Source organism: Micromonospora sp. WMMD737 (genome assembly GCF_049179055.1).
Taxonomy (GTDB): Bacteria; Actinomycetota; Actinomycetes; order Mycobacteriales; family Micromonosporaceae; genus Micromonospora; species Micromonospora reichwaldensis.
Genome location: NZ_JBMHMH010000001.1, coordinates 6102286 through 6117448 on the forward strand (window position 1 = coordinate 6102286; position 15163 = coordinate 6117448).

A 15163-nucleotide genomic window follows, 5' to 3' on the forward strand; every position below is an offset into this window, starting at 1 on the left:
CGCCTATCGTGGCGGATCGTGACGAGCACCGAGGAACGACTGGCCGCGATCCGCGGCGGCGTGCCACCGAGGCGGCACAACGCGCGCACCATCGCCGCCCTGACCGGCAACCCGGGCTGCACCCGGCGGGCCGTGCTGGACGGCGCGGGGGTGGACAAGCCGAAGCTGGCCGAGCGGATCGGCTTTCCCGCCCGGTTCGGGCAGTCCCGGTTCGCCATCACCCGGGGCAACGCGTTCGAGGCGCAGGTCAAGGCCGACGGCGGGGCCGAGCTGCTGCGGCTGGTCGCCGAGCGGCTGGGCGTACCGGTGCCGGCGGCGGCGAGCTGGACGGACCTCGGCGACGGCGTCGAGGACGACACGGCCGCCCGGCACCGCCGCTCCGCCGCGCTGCTGACCGGCGCCACCCCCGGCGGGACGGACGACACCGCCGCCCTGTTCGACCACCCGCTGCTCGGCCTGGAGGTCGCCGGCCGCCGGGTGCACCTGGAGCCGGACCTGGTCGCCGCCCGGCTCGCCGGCCGGTTCCACGTCGTCGAGATCAAGTCGTTCCCGGTGGTCGACGGCCAGGCCGACCCGGCCAAGGTGTCCGCCGCCGCGATCCAGTCCGCCGTCTACGTGCTGGCCCTGCGCGAGCTGCTCGCCGCCGCCGGCCACGACCCGGAACTGGTGTCGCACGACGCGGTGCTGGTCTGCCCGCGCGACTTCGCCCTCCAGCCGGTGGCCAGCCTGGTCGACGTGCGCAAGCAACTGCTGGTGCTGCGCCGCCAGCTCGACCGGATGGCCCGGCTCGACGCGCTGCTGGCCGCCGTGCCCGAGGACTTCACCGCCGACCTGACGGTCGAGCCCGCGGCCCTGCTCGACGCGCTGTCGCAGGTGCCGGCCCGCTACGCGCCCGACTGCCTGGCGGCCTGCGAGCTGGCGTACTTCTGCCGGCACGAGGCGCGCGGGCACACCGGGGCGCTGGGCCGGCCGGTCCGGGAGGCGCTCGGCGGGGTCGCGGAGGTCGACGACGTGCTGGCGCTGGCCGCCGGCGAGCGCGCCCCGGAACCCGGGCAGGAGGAGGCCGCCGCGCTGCTGCGGGCCGCCGCCCGGTTGCGCGCCGACGCCCTCACCGGGACCTCCGCATGAGTACGCCGGTCGCCCGTCGCCACCACAGGGCCGATCGCTCGCCGCCCCGCGCCGGTTCACTCGCGAGGCCGGGTCGAGCGGCGCGGCCACCAGCCGCCGCCGGCCGTGCGGGCAGGTCGGCATGAGCACGTTGCGCGCGTTCGCCCGGGCCCAGGCGCTCGCCGCCGGGGTGGCCCAGCCGGTGGCCACCGTCCGGCACCTGCACCTGTCCGCGCGGCCGCTGGTGCTGGTGCCGCTGGCGATGGCGGGCGAGGCCAACGCGCCGCTGGCGGCGCTGGTCGGCGACGCCCCGGGCGCGGCGCGGCTGCTGATCGTGCCGCAGCCCCGCAACCGTGACCAGCGGTTCGCGTTCGCCGCCGAGCTGGCCGGGATCGTGCTGCCCTACCTGGACGGGTTCCGGGGCGTCTCCGAGGCGGTGCCTGTCGACCGGGGCAGGGACGTGCGGTACCGCCATGTCGACGCCCCGCAGCTGCTGGTGCCGAACCCCGCCGGGATCACCTTCCTGCGGCTGTTCGGCCGCTCCACCCGCTTCCGCCGGCCCGACGGGGACCATCCGGTGCACCCGTCGGTACCGGTGCTCGGGCGCTGGCTGACCTTCTTCGCCGAGCGGGCCGAGCACCCCGGCTCGTCGGCGCTGCTGGCGATGACCGACGCGCTGGCCCTGCACTGGGCCACCGGGCAGAGCGTGGTGGAGGACCTGCACCTGCCGGCGCTGCTCGGTTGGATCGACCCGCCCGCCGGGCTCACCGGCGCCGAGGCGGCGGCCCGGGCCGAGGACCCGGCGACCTGTCCGCCCGCCGGCCCGGCCACCGACCCGGACTTCGACAACCGGTGGCTCGCCCCGGCCGTCGCCGCGTACGCCGCCGCCGAGGACGACCCGGTCGCGCGCGCCGGGGCGTACGCGGAGCTGGAACGGCTGCTGCGCGACCAGCTCGCGCCCACCTGGGAGCTGATGTGGCGCGGCGTGGGGCTGCTGCGCGGCCTGCCCCCGGGCGCCCGGGTGGCCGGCCGGTGGGACGGCGACAAGGACGCCTTCACCGGCTACGCCGAGCACGTCGACGCGGGCGGCGCGCCGCAACCCCGCCGGGACGGGGCGGTCGCCGCCGCCCAGCGGCTGCACCGGCTGGAACGGGCCCTGACCTCCTACGCGGTGCAGCGCGCCTACGACGACCCGCTGGTGATGGCGGAGCACCGGTTGACCGGTGAGGCGTTCGTCGGCGAGGTGACCCTGGCGGACCCGAAGCGGGTGGACGACACCGGGAAGCGGCCGGTGCTGCGACCCCGGATCCAGCTGGTCACCACCGAGCCGGTGTCGGTGCCGGTCGGCGCGACGCTGTACTCGCCGACCCGGCCGGCGCAGAAGGCCCGGGTGGTCTTCGTGACCCCGGCGGCGGACGGCAAGACCGAGGTGGTGCTGGAGCTCTCCGGCGGGATGGGCCGGGGGCTGACCGCGCCGCCGGGCAGCGTGCCCGAGGTGGGGGAGCGGCTCTGCTACACCACGCTGTCGGACGCGTTCATGCCGGCGGGGGCGTTCCCGGCGGTCGAGGAGACACCGTGGACGCACGGCGGACCGCCGGCCGCTTCGCCGGAGGGCGGGGACCTGCGTCATGAAATACATTTACATGCTTGAAACTTAACCGGTTCAGGAGTGCACTGGGATGAACCCCGACGGCCGCGGGGTCCGTACCCACCACCCCGACCGAAAAGGTGACCATGCGAAGCAGAAGACTGCGCCTCGCGCTGAGCGCCGCCGCCACCGCCCTCGCCGCCGCCTCCGTGCTGAGCGTCATCGGTCGCGCCGAGGCGCACACCGTCAGCCCGACCAACGCCAACGCCTCCACCGCCAGCCGGAACGTGCTCAACTGGCTGGCCCACCTGCCCAACCGCGGCAGCAACCGGATCGCCTCCGGCTTCTTCGGCGGCTACAGCAACAGCGGCTTCTCGATGAGCCAGACCGAGGAGCTGCGCAACGCCACCGGCCAGTACCCCGCGTTCCTCAGCTGCGACTACGGCTCCGGCTGGGCCACCAACAGCGACATCACCGCGCTGGTCGACTGGTCCTGCAACTCCAGCCTGAAGTCCTGGCACAGCAGCGGCGGCCTCGTCACCATCAGCGTGCACGCGCCCAGCCCGGCCAACGCCAACGGCGGCGGCCTGAACACTCCGATGAGCAACTTCGCCGACCTGCTCAACCCGGGCACCCCCGCCGGCGCCCGTTGGCGGTCGCTGATGGACAAGATGGCCCAGGGCCTCCAGGACCTGGAAAACGCCGGTGTGCCGGTGCTGTTCCGGCCGTTCCACGAGGTCAATGGTGACTGGTTCTGGTGGGGCAACCGGGACCCGCACACCTTCCGGCAGGTGTGGCAGCAGATGTACGGCTACCTCACCACCACCAAGGGCCTGGACAACCTGATCTGGGTCTACTCCGCCGACTTCAGCCGGGGCAACCGCACTGCCTACTACCCGGGCGCGGCCTACGTCGACATCGTCGGCATGGATGCCTACGACGACGACCCGCAGGCCACCGGCATCCAGTCCGCGTACACGGAGCTGGTCGGGCTGGGCAAGCCGTTCGCGTTCTCCGAGATCGGCCCGGACAGTCAGGGCTCGTTCGACTACGGTCGGTGGATCACCGCGTTCCAGCAGAACTACCCCCTGACGACGTACTTCCTGGCCTGGAACGACGGCTGGGGGCCGGCGCGCAACCGGGGTGCCGGGACGCTGTTCAACAACTCCTGGATCGCCAACCGGGGCGAGGTCGACCTCGGCTCGATCACCGAACCCGGCGGCGATGGCACCACCCCGCCCCCCAGCGGCGGCTCGCTGCTGCACGGGTTCGAGTCGGGCACCGAGGGCTGGGCGGGGACCAACGTCACCGGCGGCCCGTGGCGGGTCAACGAATGGGCCGGCCAGGGGAGCGGGTCGCTGAAGTCGGACGTCAACCTCGCCGCGGGCGCCAGCTACCTGCACCGTACGGTCACCCAGAGCCTGGCCGGCCGGAGCACGCTGCGGGCCACCGCGCGGGTCGCCCCGTGGGGCAACCATGCCGCCGGCACCCAGGCCAAGCTGTACGTGAAGACCGGTTCCGGCTGGCAGTGGTACGACAGCGGAGCGGTCACCGTCGGCTCGTCCGGCACCACCCTCGTGCTGAACCTCGGCGGGGTGGCCAGCCTCGGTGACGTCCGGGAGATCGGCGTGCAGTTCGTGCCGGCCGGCGGCGCCGGTGGCGGCTCCGCCGTCTACGTGGACAACGTCACCGTGCAGTAGGCGCGGCATCGGCCAGGCCCCGGACCGTCCCGCCGGGGCCTGGCCGACGCGTCCACGCTGGCCAGGCAACGGTCGGTTGGCAGCCAATTGTCCCCCGTGGAGGGTTTGCGGACGAGGGTCATCCGTCATGCACCCGGGTCGATAGCATGCGCTCGATCCGGGCAGCGCGGTTCGACCCGGACGACGCCTAGACCCACGGGGGATCCACTTTGTCATCTCGTCGTGCACGCCGGTGGGGCGTCGCCCTGCTGGGCGCCACCCTCGCAGCCGGGCTGCTGGGCGGCGGCTCCGCCTCGGCGATCGCCGCCGCCGATCCGGTCCCGGACGGCAGCTACCTCTTCAACGCCAAGATCGTCTTCGGTGACGTCCGGGCCTGCTCCGGCGCGCTCGTCGATCCGAACTGGCTGGTGACGGCGAAGTCCTGCTTCGCCGACGGCAGCAATCAGCTCGTCACCGGCGCGCCCGCCCGGACGACCACCGCGCTCGTGGGGCGCACGGACCTCACGACCACGTCCGGCGCTCAGCGCCGCGTCACCCACGTCGTGCCCCACCCCGACCGCAACCTCGCCCTGGCACGGCTCTCCGCCCCGGCCACCGGCGTGCCCACGGTCGCGCTCGCCACCGCCGCGCCGACCGCCGCCGAGACCCTGCGGGTCACCGGCTACGGCCGTACCGCCACCGAGTGGGTGCCGGATCGGCTGCACCAGGGTTCCTTCACCGTCCAGGACGTGACCGGCGGGTCCGTCGGGCTGGTCGGGGCGTCGGCCGGCGCCACTCTCTGCAAGGGCGACGCAGGCGGCCCGGCGTTCCGCGACGTCGCGGGCACCGTCGAGCTGGTCGCCATCGCCGCCACGTCCTGGCAGAAGGGCTGCCTGGGCGAGAGTGAGACCCGCGACGGCGCGACCGCCACCCGCGTCGACGACCTCGGCCCCTGGGTCCGCGAGCAGCTCGCCGACGTGCAGATCTTCGGCGTCCTCGCCAGCGGGCAGCTCACCTACGGCGTCATCGACTCCGCCACCGGCGACCTGCGGGCCAACCGGCAGTCGACGGCCACCCTCGGCTTCACGCCCAAGGCGATGGCGACGCTGAACGAGAACACGATCCTGATCACCGACACCGGCGGCACCATGTACCGGATCGACGTCACCGGATACAACCCGCTGACCTTCAACAAGACGAGCATCACCGCCGGCTGGTCGCCGTACGACCGGATCACGTACGACGGCTACGGCTCCCTCTACTACATCCATGGCAGCACCAACCAGCTCTACCGGCGTACGGTCACCAGCGCCAAGCCGACCGGCGCGGACCTCACCCGGACGGTGGCGGTCTCCTCCGGCTTCGGTCAGAAGACCATCACCTCGCCGGCCCCCGGACGGATCCTCGGCACGGTCTCCGACGGGCGGCTGCTCTCCTACCGCGTCTACGGCGACGGCCCGGGCGGCTGGGCGGTCAGCGCGCTGGCCACCACGGGCTGGGCGGGCCCGACGCACCTCGTCTCGCCCGGCGGCGGCCTCTACTACGCCCGCAGCTCCACCGGCCGGCTGGACCGCTACCGCGACGCCAACCCCGTCGACGGCAGCGGCACCGACATCCAGAGCTTCCCCACCGACCCGGTCAGCACCTCCGGTTGGAACCAGGTGATGCTCTCCGCCCGGCCCTGGAGCGGGCTCGTCTCGGTCTTCGGCACCAATCCCGACGGGCGCCTGTCGTACACCGCGCTCGACCCGGTGACCGGGGCGAAGATGGTCAGCACGGTCTCGGCGCAGACCCTCGGCTTCACCCCGAAGGCGATGGCCACCCTCAACTCGGACACCATCGTGATGACCGGCACCAACTCGCACCTCTACCGGGTGGACGTCACCAGCCACGAGCCGTTGGCCTTCACCGTGTCCGCGCCGATCGCCACCAGCGGGTGGAGCCACGACCGGCTGGTCTACGACGGCAACGGCGGTCTGTACGGAACAGCCGGCGGCTTCCTGCGCCGCTACAAGCTGACCAAGGCCAAGCCGGGACCGGGCGACTTCCCCGGCTGGACGGTCTACAACAGCGACGGCACCCAGGCCTCCGGGTTCACCCTGCCCACGCTGGGCGCCACCGGCAAGAACCGGCTGATCGCCACGGCCGGCACCATCCTGGTGGCGTACGACATCGACGCCAGCAACGTGTGGCACCGCACGGACCTGGTGACCACCGGCTGGGGCAACATGACCTCGCTCTTCTCCCCGGGCGGGGGCCACTACTACCGGCGCGACGCCAACGGCGTGGTCACCGGTCACCTGGACAACAGTCCGTTCAACGGCAGCGGCACCGACGTGACCGCCTACGTGCCGACTGGCACCACCAGCAGCGGATGGGACCCGATCCTGTCGGCCGTCCCGTACGACTCGTGGCCGGACAGCACCCGGCGTTGGTGAGACCCTGACGACCTGACGCACCGACCGTGTGGGCCGCCCGGAGACCGGGCGGCCCACACGCGTTCAAGCGGCGTCGGCCGAACGCCCGCCGCCCACGTGGCGCGGGTCGCACAATCGGGCTTGACCCTCACGTAACGGCAGGCGGGAGCCTCGGTGGCGGAAGGGAGGGAACCATGGCCTACACGGTGGGACAGGTCGCGAAGGCGGCCGGCGTGACCGTGCGGACGCTGCACCACTACGACGGGATCGGACTGCTCTCGCCCAGTGGCCGCAGCAGCACCGGCTACCGGCGCTACGACGACGCCGACCTGGACCGGTTGCAGCACATCCGCTACTACCGGGAGCTGGGGTTCCCGCTGGAGGAGATCGCCGCGATCCTCGACGACCCGGCGAGTGACCGGGCGTCGCACCTGCGTCGCCAGCACGAGCTGCTGTCCGTACGGATCAGGAAGCTCCAGGAGATGGTCGCGGCGATCGAGTTCGCGATGGAGGCGAGCAAGTTGAACATCCCACTCACCCCGCAGGAGCGGTTCGAGGTCTTCGGCGACTTCGACCCGGACGCGCACACCGAGGAGGTCGAGCAGCGCTGGGGCGACACCGACGCGTACCGCCAGTCGAACGAGCGGGTCGCCCGCTACACCAAGGACGACTGGCTGCGGAACAAGGCCGAGAACGAGGACTGGGCGCGACGGTTCGTCGAGGTGATGGCCTCCGGGGCGCCCGCGGACGGGCCGGCGGCCATGGACCTGGCCGAGGAGCACCGGCAGCTCATCAGCCGCTGGTTCTACGACTGCCCGTTCGAGCTGCACACCTGTCTCGCCGACATGTACGTGTCGGACGAGCGGTTCACCGCGTACTTCGAGACGATCAGGCCGGGGATGGCCGCGTACCTGGGCGAGGCCATCCACGCCAACGCCATCACCCGCGCCTGACGCGCGGCCGTACCCGGAGGTCAGCAGTGTTCATCGTCGCCGGCAGTCTCTACGTCGACCCGGACCAGCGGGACGCCTACCTGGCCGACTGCGTGGAGGTCGTCCGGCAGGCGCGGTCCGCGCCGGGCTGCGTCGACTTCGCGATCGGCGCGGACCTGGTCGAGCCGGGGCGGATCAACGTCTACGAGCGCTGGGAGTCCGAGGAGCAGCTGCTCGACTTCCGGGGCTCCGGCCCGTCGACCGAGCAGGCGGTGGCGATCCGCGGCGCGGAGGTGCACCGCTACCTGATCTCCGGGGTCGAGGCCCCCTGACGGGGCCGGCCGGGCGTCACGGCGTCCGGCCGGCCCCGGCGGGGGCGACCAGGTGGTCGTAGACGGTGCGGGCGAGGCGACGGACCACCTCGTCGCCGGTGGCGATCGGGCCGGAGGTGAGGAACGCGACCGCGACCTCGGAGCCGGGGATCAGGTAGTAGCCCACGTCGTGGGAGGCGTCCGGCAGGTCGCCGGTCTTGTGGGCGACCGGCACGCCGGGCGGCAGTGCGGCGGGGATCTTGGTGTTCAGGGTCTGCCGCCGCATGAAGTCGACCAGCAGGTCCCGGGAGGCGGGGGTGAGGATCTGCGCGTCCCAGACCGCGCCCAGCAGCGAGACGACGTCGTCCGGGCTGGTGTAGTTCTCCTCGCCGCGCCGGGCGGCGTCCTCGTCGAGGAACTTGCGGCCCAGGAGGGTCTGCCACTGGTTCATCGAGTCGGCGAGCGCGTTGACGGGCCCGAACCCGCGCAGGTGGTCGATCAGCACGTTCGCGGCCGTGTTGTCGCTGTAGACGATCGTGTACTCGGCGAGCCGGTGCAGGCTCACCACCTGCGGGAACGTCTCGTGCTGGAGCTCGCCCGTGCCGTCGACCACGTCGGCCGGGGTGACCAGCACGCCCTCGTCCAGCGACACCTGGCCGCAGTCGACCCGACGCAGCAGCTCCACGAGGATCCACAGCTTGATCACGCTGGCCGCCTTGGGGCGGAACGTGCCGTCGACCGCGATCTGCTGGCCGCCGTACCGGCCGGAGAGGTCGCGGACGGTGACGCCGGCCGGGTTGGTGCCGGCCGAGGCGTCCACCACCTGCCGGAGCCGGTCGGTCAGCGGCAGCAGGCGGCGGCCGGCGACCGGGTCGGTGGGCGGCGGGGGATCGGTGACCACCGGGCCGGTCCGCCGCTGCGGCCGGTCGCCGGGGCGGAGCACCTCCAGGGTGCCCCACCGGCGGCCGACCAGCGGGACGTCGTAGGCGTACGCCGTGCCGTCGACGACCAGCGTGCCGCGCGCGGCCCGGCCGGTGATCCGCATGTCCGGGTCGGACGCCCGGCCGGTGTCGCCGTCGCACGCCCGGTAGCGCACCGTGCGCGTGCGGGTGTCCACCGAGAAGACCCCGCCGGGAAGGCCAGCCACGCCGCCGAGGCGGCCGGGGGTCGCTCGGGCCCGGGCCCCGGTCCGCCGCCGTCCGCCGCCGCGGGGTCCGCCGCCAGCGTCAGCGCCGTGACGACCGCCAGCGGTACGCGGACAGCCGTCCACCGGGAAGACGAACGCCTCTTGTCTGCTTTGCTCACGTTTGCACCATATGGACACTGATCTCGTGGGCGTGCCTGCCTCCGGTGGCGTCACCCGTCCGGGCGGCGCCCCACGGCGGTCGGCGACGCCGGTGCCGGCGGCAGGCCCCGGAGCGAGGCGGCGCCCTACCACTTCGGCGGTGCCGGCACCGGGTGCCGGCGACGGGCCCCGGGCGAGGCGGCGCCCCTACCGCTTCGGCGGTGCCGGTGCCGGGGTCAGGCCCGGGGCGAGGCGGCGCAGCGAGGTGAACGTGGGAACCAGCGCGTCGTAGAGCCCGGCGAAGAGCGGCAGCAGGGCGGCGTAGGTGGCGGCGGCGGCCGGATCCGGGCGTGCCGTCTCCTCGATGCGCACCAGGTGGGCGGCGACCTCGATGGAGGGGATCAGCCCCAGCGCCTCCATGCCGAGCAGCGCCGCGCCGAAGCCGGAGCCCTCCCGCGTGGCGGGGAAGTGCACCGGCACGCCGAGCACGTCGGCCAGCATCTGCCGCCACAGCGGGCTGCGCGCGAAGCCGCCGCTGGCGCGAATCTCCCGGACCTCGTTGCCGGCGGCCCGCACCGAGGCCAGCACCAGCGCCAACTGCTGGCAGACGCCCTCCAGCGCGGCCCGCACCAGGTGCGCCCGGCGGTGCCCGTTGGTCAGCCCCACGTACGCGCCGCGCGGCAGCGCGCTCCAGTGCGGGGCGCGCTCGCTGAGCAGGTACGGCAGCATGATCAGACCGCCGGAGCCGACCGGCGCCCGCGCGGCCTGCGCCAGCAGCTCCTCCTCGGCGTCCTCGCCCAGCTCCGGGGCGAGCGCGTCGCCGGTCCACTCCAGCACGACGCCGCCGTTGTTGATCGCCCCGCCGACCACCCAGCGTTGCTCGGTCAGCGCGTAGCAGAACACCCCGCCGAGCGGGTCGACGCCGGGGCGCTCCACCATCACCCGCATCGCGCCGCTGGTGCCGATCGTGCAGGCCATCACGCCCGGGGCGACCGCGCCGAGCCCGAGGTTGGCCAGCGGGCCGTCCCCGGCGCCGACGACCACCTTCGTGTCCCGGGGCAGACCGGTCGCCGCGGCGGCCTCGGCGGTGAGGCCGGGCAGCACGGTGGTGGTGGGGACCAGCTCCGGCAACTGCTCCGCGGTGATCCCGGCGACGCCGAGCGCCTCTTCGTCCCAGGAGAGCTGGTGCATGTCCATCAGGCCGGTGGCGGAGGCGACCGAGTGGTCGGTCACCAGCGCGTCGCACAGCCGCAGCAGCACCCAGTCCTTGATGCCCACCCAGTACGCCGCCCGCCCGAACAGCACCGGCTCCTGCTCGGCGAACCAGAGCAGCTTGGGCAGCGGTGCCATCGGGTGCACCGGGGTGCCGGTGCGGCGGTGCAGCGCCAGCCCGGACGGGACCGCGCGCAGCCGCTCGGCCTGCCGGCTGGCCCGCGAGTCGGCCCAGGTGACCGACGGGGTGAGCGGGCGGCCGTCCGCGTCCAGGCCGATCAGGCTGTGCATCGCCGTGCCGAAGGAGAGCCCGGCGACCGGCCGGTCCAGCTCCGCCACGACCACGCGCACCGACTCCAGCACCGCCGCGTGGATGTGCCGCGCGTCCTGCTCCGCGTAGCCGGGGAAGGGTTCGTCGAGGGGGTAGCCGACCGAGTGGTGGGCGAGCTGGGCGCCGTCCAGGTCGTACGCGACCGCCTTGGTGCTGGTCGTGCCGATGTCGACGCCGATCACCACCGGGCGGAGCGGGTCGCCCACCGGTCCCACCCCCTCGTCGGCCCTGGCTGCCGCCGACGTTACCCAGCGTCCGGGGGGTCCGTAGGGGGAACAACCCGGTTTCCCGGTCGGGTCTTCCTCGGCACGCCCGCGCCCGGCGAGAATGCCGGTCGTGTGAACTTCTCACACGTCCACCGGACGGGAGGAAGTCCCGATGAGGCCAAGGCCGCTCTGCGCACTGGTCACCGCCCTCGCCACGGTCGCCACCACAGCGGTCGCCGGCGTCCCGCCGGCCGCCGCGCGGCACCACGACGGCGGCTACTCGGCGGAGATCCGTCGGGCGTCGTACGGCGTCCCGCACATCACCGCCCGCACCTTCGCCAGCCTCGGCTTCGGCGTCGGCCACGTCCAGGCCGAGGACAACATCTGCGTCATCGCGGAGAAGACCGTCACGGTCAACGCCGAGCGGTCCCGCTACTTCGGAGCGACGGGCCCCACGGACGCGAACGTCCGCAGCGACCTGTTCTACCGCAAGGCGATCGACGACCGCACCGCCGAGCGGCTGCTGCAGGGGCCCCGCGACGGCGTGCACTCGCCGTCCGACGAGGTCCGTGACCAGATCCGCGGCTTCGTCGCCGGCTACAACAGCTATCTGCGCCGCACGGGCGCGGCGAACCTCACCGACCCGGCCTGCCGGGGCAAGCCGTGGGTGCGTCCGCTGACCGAGCTGGACATGTGGCGCGCGAGCTGGGCCAGCATGGTGCGGGCCGGCTCGCGGGCGGTGCTCGACGGGATCGTCGCCGCCGCCCCGCCCACGGCCACCGGTCCGGCCGCCGCCCTCGACGCGCCGGGCGCCGCGGCGGTCGTCGCCGCCCGTGACGGCGCGCCTGCCGGCGTCGGCAGCAACGCGTACGGGCTGGGCGCGCGGGCCACCACGCACGGCGGCGGGATGGTGCTGGCCAACCCGCACTTCCCGTGGGAGGGCGCGGAGCGCTTCTACCGGATGCACCTGAAGGTCCCGGGCCGCTACGACGTCGAGGGCGCGGCGCTCATCGGCGACCCGATCATCGAGATCGGGCACAACCGCACGCTCGCCTGGAGCCACACCGTCTCCACCGCCCGCCGCTTCGTCTGGCACCGGCTCGCGCTGGTCCCCGGCGACCCCACGTCGTACTACGTGGACGGCCGGGCCCGGAAGATGACCACCCGCACGGTCACCATCCAGGTGCCCGCCCCGGGTGGCGGCACCGTGCCGGTCAGCCGCACCTTCCACGACACCCACTTCGGTCCGGTGGTCGTCGTCCCCGGCACCTTCGACTGGACCACCACCGCCGCGTACGCGATCACCGACGTCAACGCGACGAACAACCGGGCGTTCGACGGCTGGCTCGAGATGGGCCGGGCGAAGACGGTCCGTGAGCTGAAGCAGGTCCTCGACCGGCACCAGTTCCTGCCCTGGGTGAACGTGATCGCCGCCGACGCCCGTGGCGAGGCGCTCTACGCCGACCACTCGGTGGTGCCCCGGGTCACCGACGAGCTGGCCGCCGCCTGCATTCCCGCGCCGTTCCAGCCGCTCTACGCGAGCAGCGGCCAGGCCGTCCTCGACGGCTCCCGGTCGGCCTGTGCGCTGGGCCGCGACCGCGACGCGGCGGTGCCCGGCATCCTCGGCCCGGCCAACCTGCCGATCCGGTTCCGCGCCGACTACGTGACCAACTCCAACGACAGCCACTGGCTGGCCAACCCGGAGGCGCCGCTGGAGGGCTTCCCGCGCATCGTCGGCAACGAGCGCACCGAGCGCAGCCTGCGTACGCGCCTCGGCGTGGAGCAGGTGCGGGAGCGGCTCGCCGGCACCGACGGGCTGCCGGGGCGGGGCTACACCACGTCCCGGCTCTGGCAGACGGTCTTCGGCAACCGCGCGTACGGCGGCGAACTGCTGCGCGACGACCTGGTGGCGTTGTGCGCCGCGCAGCCCACCGCGACCGCCTCCGACGGGACCACTGTCGACCTGCGCGGGGCCTGCGCGGCGCTGAAGGGCTGGGACCTGCGCGTCGACCTGGACAGCCGCGGCGCGCACCTGTTCACCGAGTTCGCCCTGTCGGGCGGCATCCGGTTCGCCGACGCGTTCGACGCCGCCGACCCGGTGGGCACCCCGAGCCGGCTCAACACCGCCGACCCGCGCGTGCTCACCGCGCTCGCCGACGCCGTCCGTAAGCTCGCCGGCATCCCGCTCGACGCGCGCCTGGGCGACATCCAGACCGAGCCGCGCGGCGACCGGCGCATCCCGATCCACGGCGGACGCGCCGAGGCCGGCGTCTTCAACATGATCATCGGTCCGTTGGCGCCGGGCGTCGGCTACCCGAAGGTGGTGCACGGCTCGTCCTTCGTGATGGCCGTCGAGCTGGGCCGCAACGGCCCCTCGGGGCGGCAGATCCTCACCTATTCGCAGTCGAGCAACCCGAACTCGCCCTGGTACGGCGACCAGACCCGCCTCTACTCGGGCAAGGGCTGGGACACGATCAAATACACGGAGGCGCAGATCAAGGCCGACCCGAACCTGCGCACCTACCGGGTGGGGGAGGGCCGCCGCCACTGACCCGCGATCGGTCGCGCCCGTCCGGTCACCGCGACCGGGCGGGCGCGACCGCGTTCACGGCTGCGTCTCGCGTCCGCGCGCTGGCCACCTTTCAGATCTTGGCAACAAGCAGCCCCTCCAGGGGCCCCTCTCGTGCCAAGATTTCCGCCCGGTCGCCCACCGACCGTCCGTGGCGGTGTCCGGTGGGGTGGGGTGGGGACGGTGCCGGACACGCCCGGCGACGCGAATCGACTCGACGAAATCCACCTATCGCCCGTTTTCGCCCGTCGTTCGGCCATTTTGCCCGTTGCGGCGTGTCCCCGTCGGCCGTTGTCACCGTTGACGGTTGTGACACCCCGGTTGGTGGCCTGCGCGGCGAAGGAGTCGGCATGGCAAGGACTGATTCGACGGGTTCCACGTGGCGGTACCGGTGGGTGCACCGGCAGAACGAACGGCGGCGGCGGGAGTTCCGCAGCGCCGACAAGGCATGGCGAAGACGCGACGACGAACTGCGCCGCCTGCGTACCCTCGCCGAGGAGTTCCAGGGCTCGGCCGCGGCGGGCGCCGGCCTGGCGCTGGAGCTCGCGCCCGACGAGGTGGTGTTCTGGGTGCTGCCGGCCGCGCAGCTGGTGGAGGTGCGACACGCCACCGTGCTGCCCGCGCCCGACCTGACGGTCGCCCCGGCGGCCGCGCCGCCGCGGCCCCGCAGGCCGGACGGCGTCCGGGTCGCCGACGCCGGCATGGCGGTGATCACCAACCGCCGGCTGGTGCTGCTCGGCGGTCGCGGCCGGCGCGACTGGGCGTACGGGAGGATGACCGGCCTGGCCCACGACCCGCACGCGCCGGTCACCCTCATGCAGGTGCTGGACCGGCGGCGCACCTCCGGCCTGATGCTCCCGGCGGACGTCGCCGCCGACTTCCGGTTCAAGCTGACCCTGGCCTTCGCCGACGCCATCGAGCAGCGCGGCGCGGTGCTCGACCAGCTCGACGAGGCGATCGCCGAGCACGCGCAGCTCAAGCCGTTCCGGCCGCAGATCGCGACCCCGGCGCAGGCCCAGCCCTTCGCGTTCGTGCCCGGCGGCCGGCGCACCGTGGCCGTCGCCGCAGGCATCGCCCTGCTGGTGCCCGCCGCCCTGCTGGACACCGATCCCGCCGACCCGACCGGCTCGGAGGTCGCCGTCGCCGCGACCCCCGCGCCGACCTTCGTCGCCCCGCCGGTCGCCCTCCCGGCCGCGCAGGCGAAGGTGCCGCCCGCCGCGTCGAAACCGCGACGTGGCACCACCGCACCCACGCCGACGCCCGCCCGCGAGCGGCTCTGCGGCGCCCCGACCAATCCCATGGGGTACGACTTCTGCGGCGGCGAGCGCATCCGCAGGCCGGCCGTCGAAATCTGCGACTGGTTCGACTGCGTACCCGAGTTCTGGGCCGGCCGGGGCCACCTGGTGCAGTGCGGCGACGGCTCGGTCAGCCTCACCGGCGGGCGGCGCGACGCATGCGCCGGGCACGAGGGCGTGCGCCGCACGGTCTGGCGCTGACCACCGGGCCGGCCACCACCGGGCCGGCCA

10 protein-coding genes are annotated in these 15163 nt (G+C 73.9%); 8 read left to right on the top strand and 2 right to left on the bottom strand.

Annotated elements, in window-relative coordinates; all coding sequences use genetic code 11:
• The first annotated feature begins 18 nt into the window (after positions 1 to 18).
• The 6 genes from ACN27A_RS27240 (at position 19) to ACN27A_RS27265 (ending at position 8055) form a co-directional block, all read left to right on the top strand.
• Positions 19 to 1128 carry a hypothetical protein gene (locus tag ACN27A_RS27240; RefSeq protein WP_421457391.1) on the top strand — a complete coding sequence of 370 codons (1110 nt, stop codon included), beginning with the start codon at positions 19 to 21 and terminating at the stop codon, positions 1126 to 1128.
• Between the two features lie 121 nt (positions 1129 to 1249).
• Positions 1250 to 2758, top strand: coding sequence for a hypothetical protein (locus ACN27A_RS27245; RefSeq protein ID WP_421457392.1), 1509 nt, complete (start codon positions 1250 to 1252; stop codon positions 2756 to 2758).
• 83 nt (positions 2759 to 2841) lie between these two features.
• The gene (locus ACN27A_RS27250) at positions 2842 to 4395 is read left to right on the top strand and encodes a glycosyl hydrolase (RefSeq protein ID WP_421457393.1); all 1554 of its coding nucleotides are present in this window, start codon (positions 2842 to 2844) and stop codon (positions 4393 to 4395) included.
• Between the two features lie 209 nt (positions 4396 to 4604).
• Complete coding sequence (locus ACN27A_RS27255) at positions 4605 to 6812, top strand: trypsin-like serine protease (RefSeq protein WP_421457394.1); 2208 nt, start codon at positions 4605 to 4607, stop codon at positions 6810 to 6812.
• A gap of 173 nt (positions 6813 to 6985) precedes the next feature.
• Positions 6986 to 7744 (top strand): MerR family transcriptional regulator, encoded by a 759-nt coding sequence (locus ACN27A_RS27260; protein WP_421457395.1) that lies wholly within the window; start codon positions 6986 to 6988, stop codon positions 7742 to 7744.
• A 26-nt stretch (positions 7745 to 7770) separates the two neighbouring features.
• Positions 7771 to 8055 (top strand): putative quinol monooxygenase, encoded by a 285-nt coding sequence (locus tag ACN27A_RS27265; RefSeq protein WP_132233662.1) that lies wholly within the window; start codon positions 7771 to 7773, stop codon positions 8053 to 8055.
• A gap of 16 nt (positions 8056 to 8071) precedes the next feature.
• Here ACN27A_RS27265 and ACN27A_RS27270 read toward each other — a convergent pair whose 3' ends face one another.
• Together ACN27A_RS27270 and ACN27A_RS27275 are read right to left on the bottom strand one after the other, a co-directional pair.
• The gene (locus tag ACN27A_RS27270; protein ID WP_421457396.1) at positions 8072 to 9181 is read right to left on the bottom strand and encodes a serine hydrolase; all 1110 of its coding nucleotides are present in this window, start codon (positions 9179 to 9181) and stop codon (positions 8072 to 8074) included.
• 345 nt (positions 9182 to 9526) lie between these two features.
• A complete protein-coding gene (locus tag ACN27A_RS27275; RefSeq protein WP_421457397.1) occupies positions 9527 to 11068 on the bottom strand; it encodes a gluconokinase in 1542 nt (513 codons plus the stop codon).
• A 172-nt stretch (positions 11069 to 11240) separates the two neighbouring features.
• On the opposite strand from ACN27A_RS27275, the gene ACN27A_RS27280 reads away from it, so the two are divergent.
• Both ACN27A_RS27280 and ACN27A_RS27285 read left to right on the top strand, forming a co-directional pair.
• Entirely contained in the window at positions 11241 to 13619 is a 2379-nt protein-coding gene (locus tag ACN27A_RS27280; protein WP_421457398.1) for an acylase, read from the top strand.
• Between the two features lie 368 nt (positions 13620 to 13987).
• The gene (locus ACN27A_RS27285; RefSeq protein ID WP_421457399.1) at positions 13988 to 15133 is read left to right on the top strand and encodes a hypothetical protein; all 1146 of its coding nucleotides are present in this window, start codon (positions 13988 to 13990) and stop codon (positions 15131 to 15133) included.
• The last annotated feature ends 30 nt before the right edge of the window (positions 15134 to 15163 follow it).

Excerpts from the sequence above, each read along its gene's own strand:
- ACN27A_RS27260 (WP_421457395.1), top strand. The coding sequence starts at position 6,986 with ATGGCCTACACGGTGGGACAGGTCGCGAAGGCGGCCGGCGTGACCGTG.
- ACN27A_RS27250 (WP_421457393.1), top strand. The coding sequence starts at position 2,842 with ATGCGAAGCAGAAGACTGCGCCTCGCGCTGAGCGCCGCCGCCACCGCC.
- ACN27A_RS27280 (WP_421457398.1), top strand. The coding sequence starts at position 11,241 with ATGAGGCCAAGGCCGCTCTGCGCACTGGTCACCGCCCTCGCCACGGTC.
- ACN27A_RS27245 (WP_421457392.1), top strand. The coding sequence starts at position 1,250 with ATGAGCACGTTGCGCGCGTTCGCCCGGGCCCAGGCGCTCGCCGCCGGG.
- ACN27A_RS27285 (WP_421457399.1), top strand. The coding sequence starts at position 13,988 with ATGGCAAGGACTGATTCGACGGGTTCCACGTGGCGGTACCGGTGGGTG.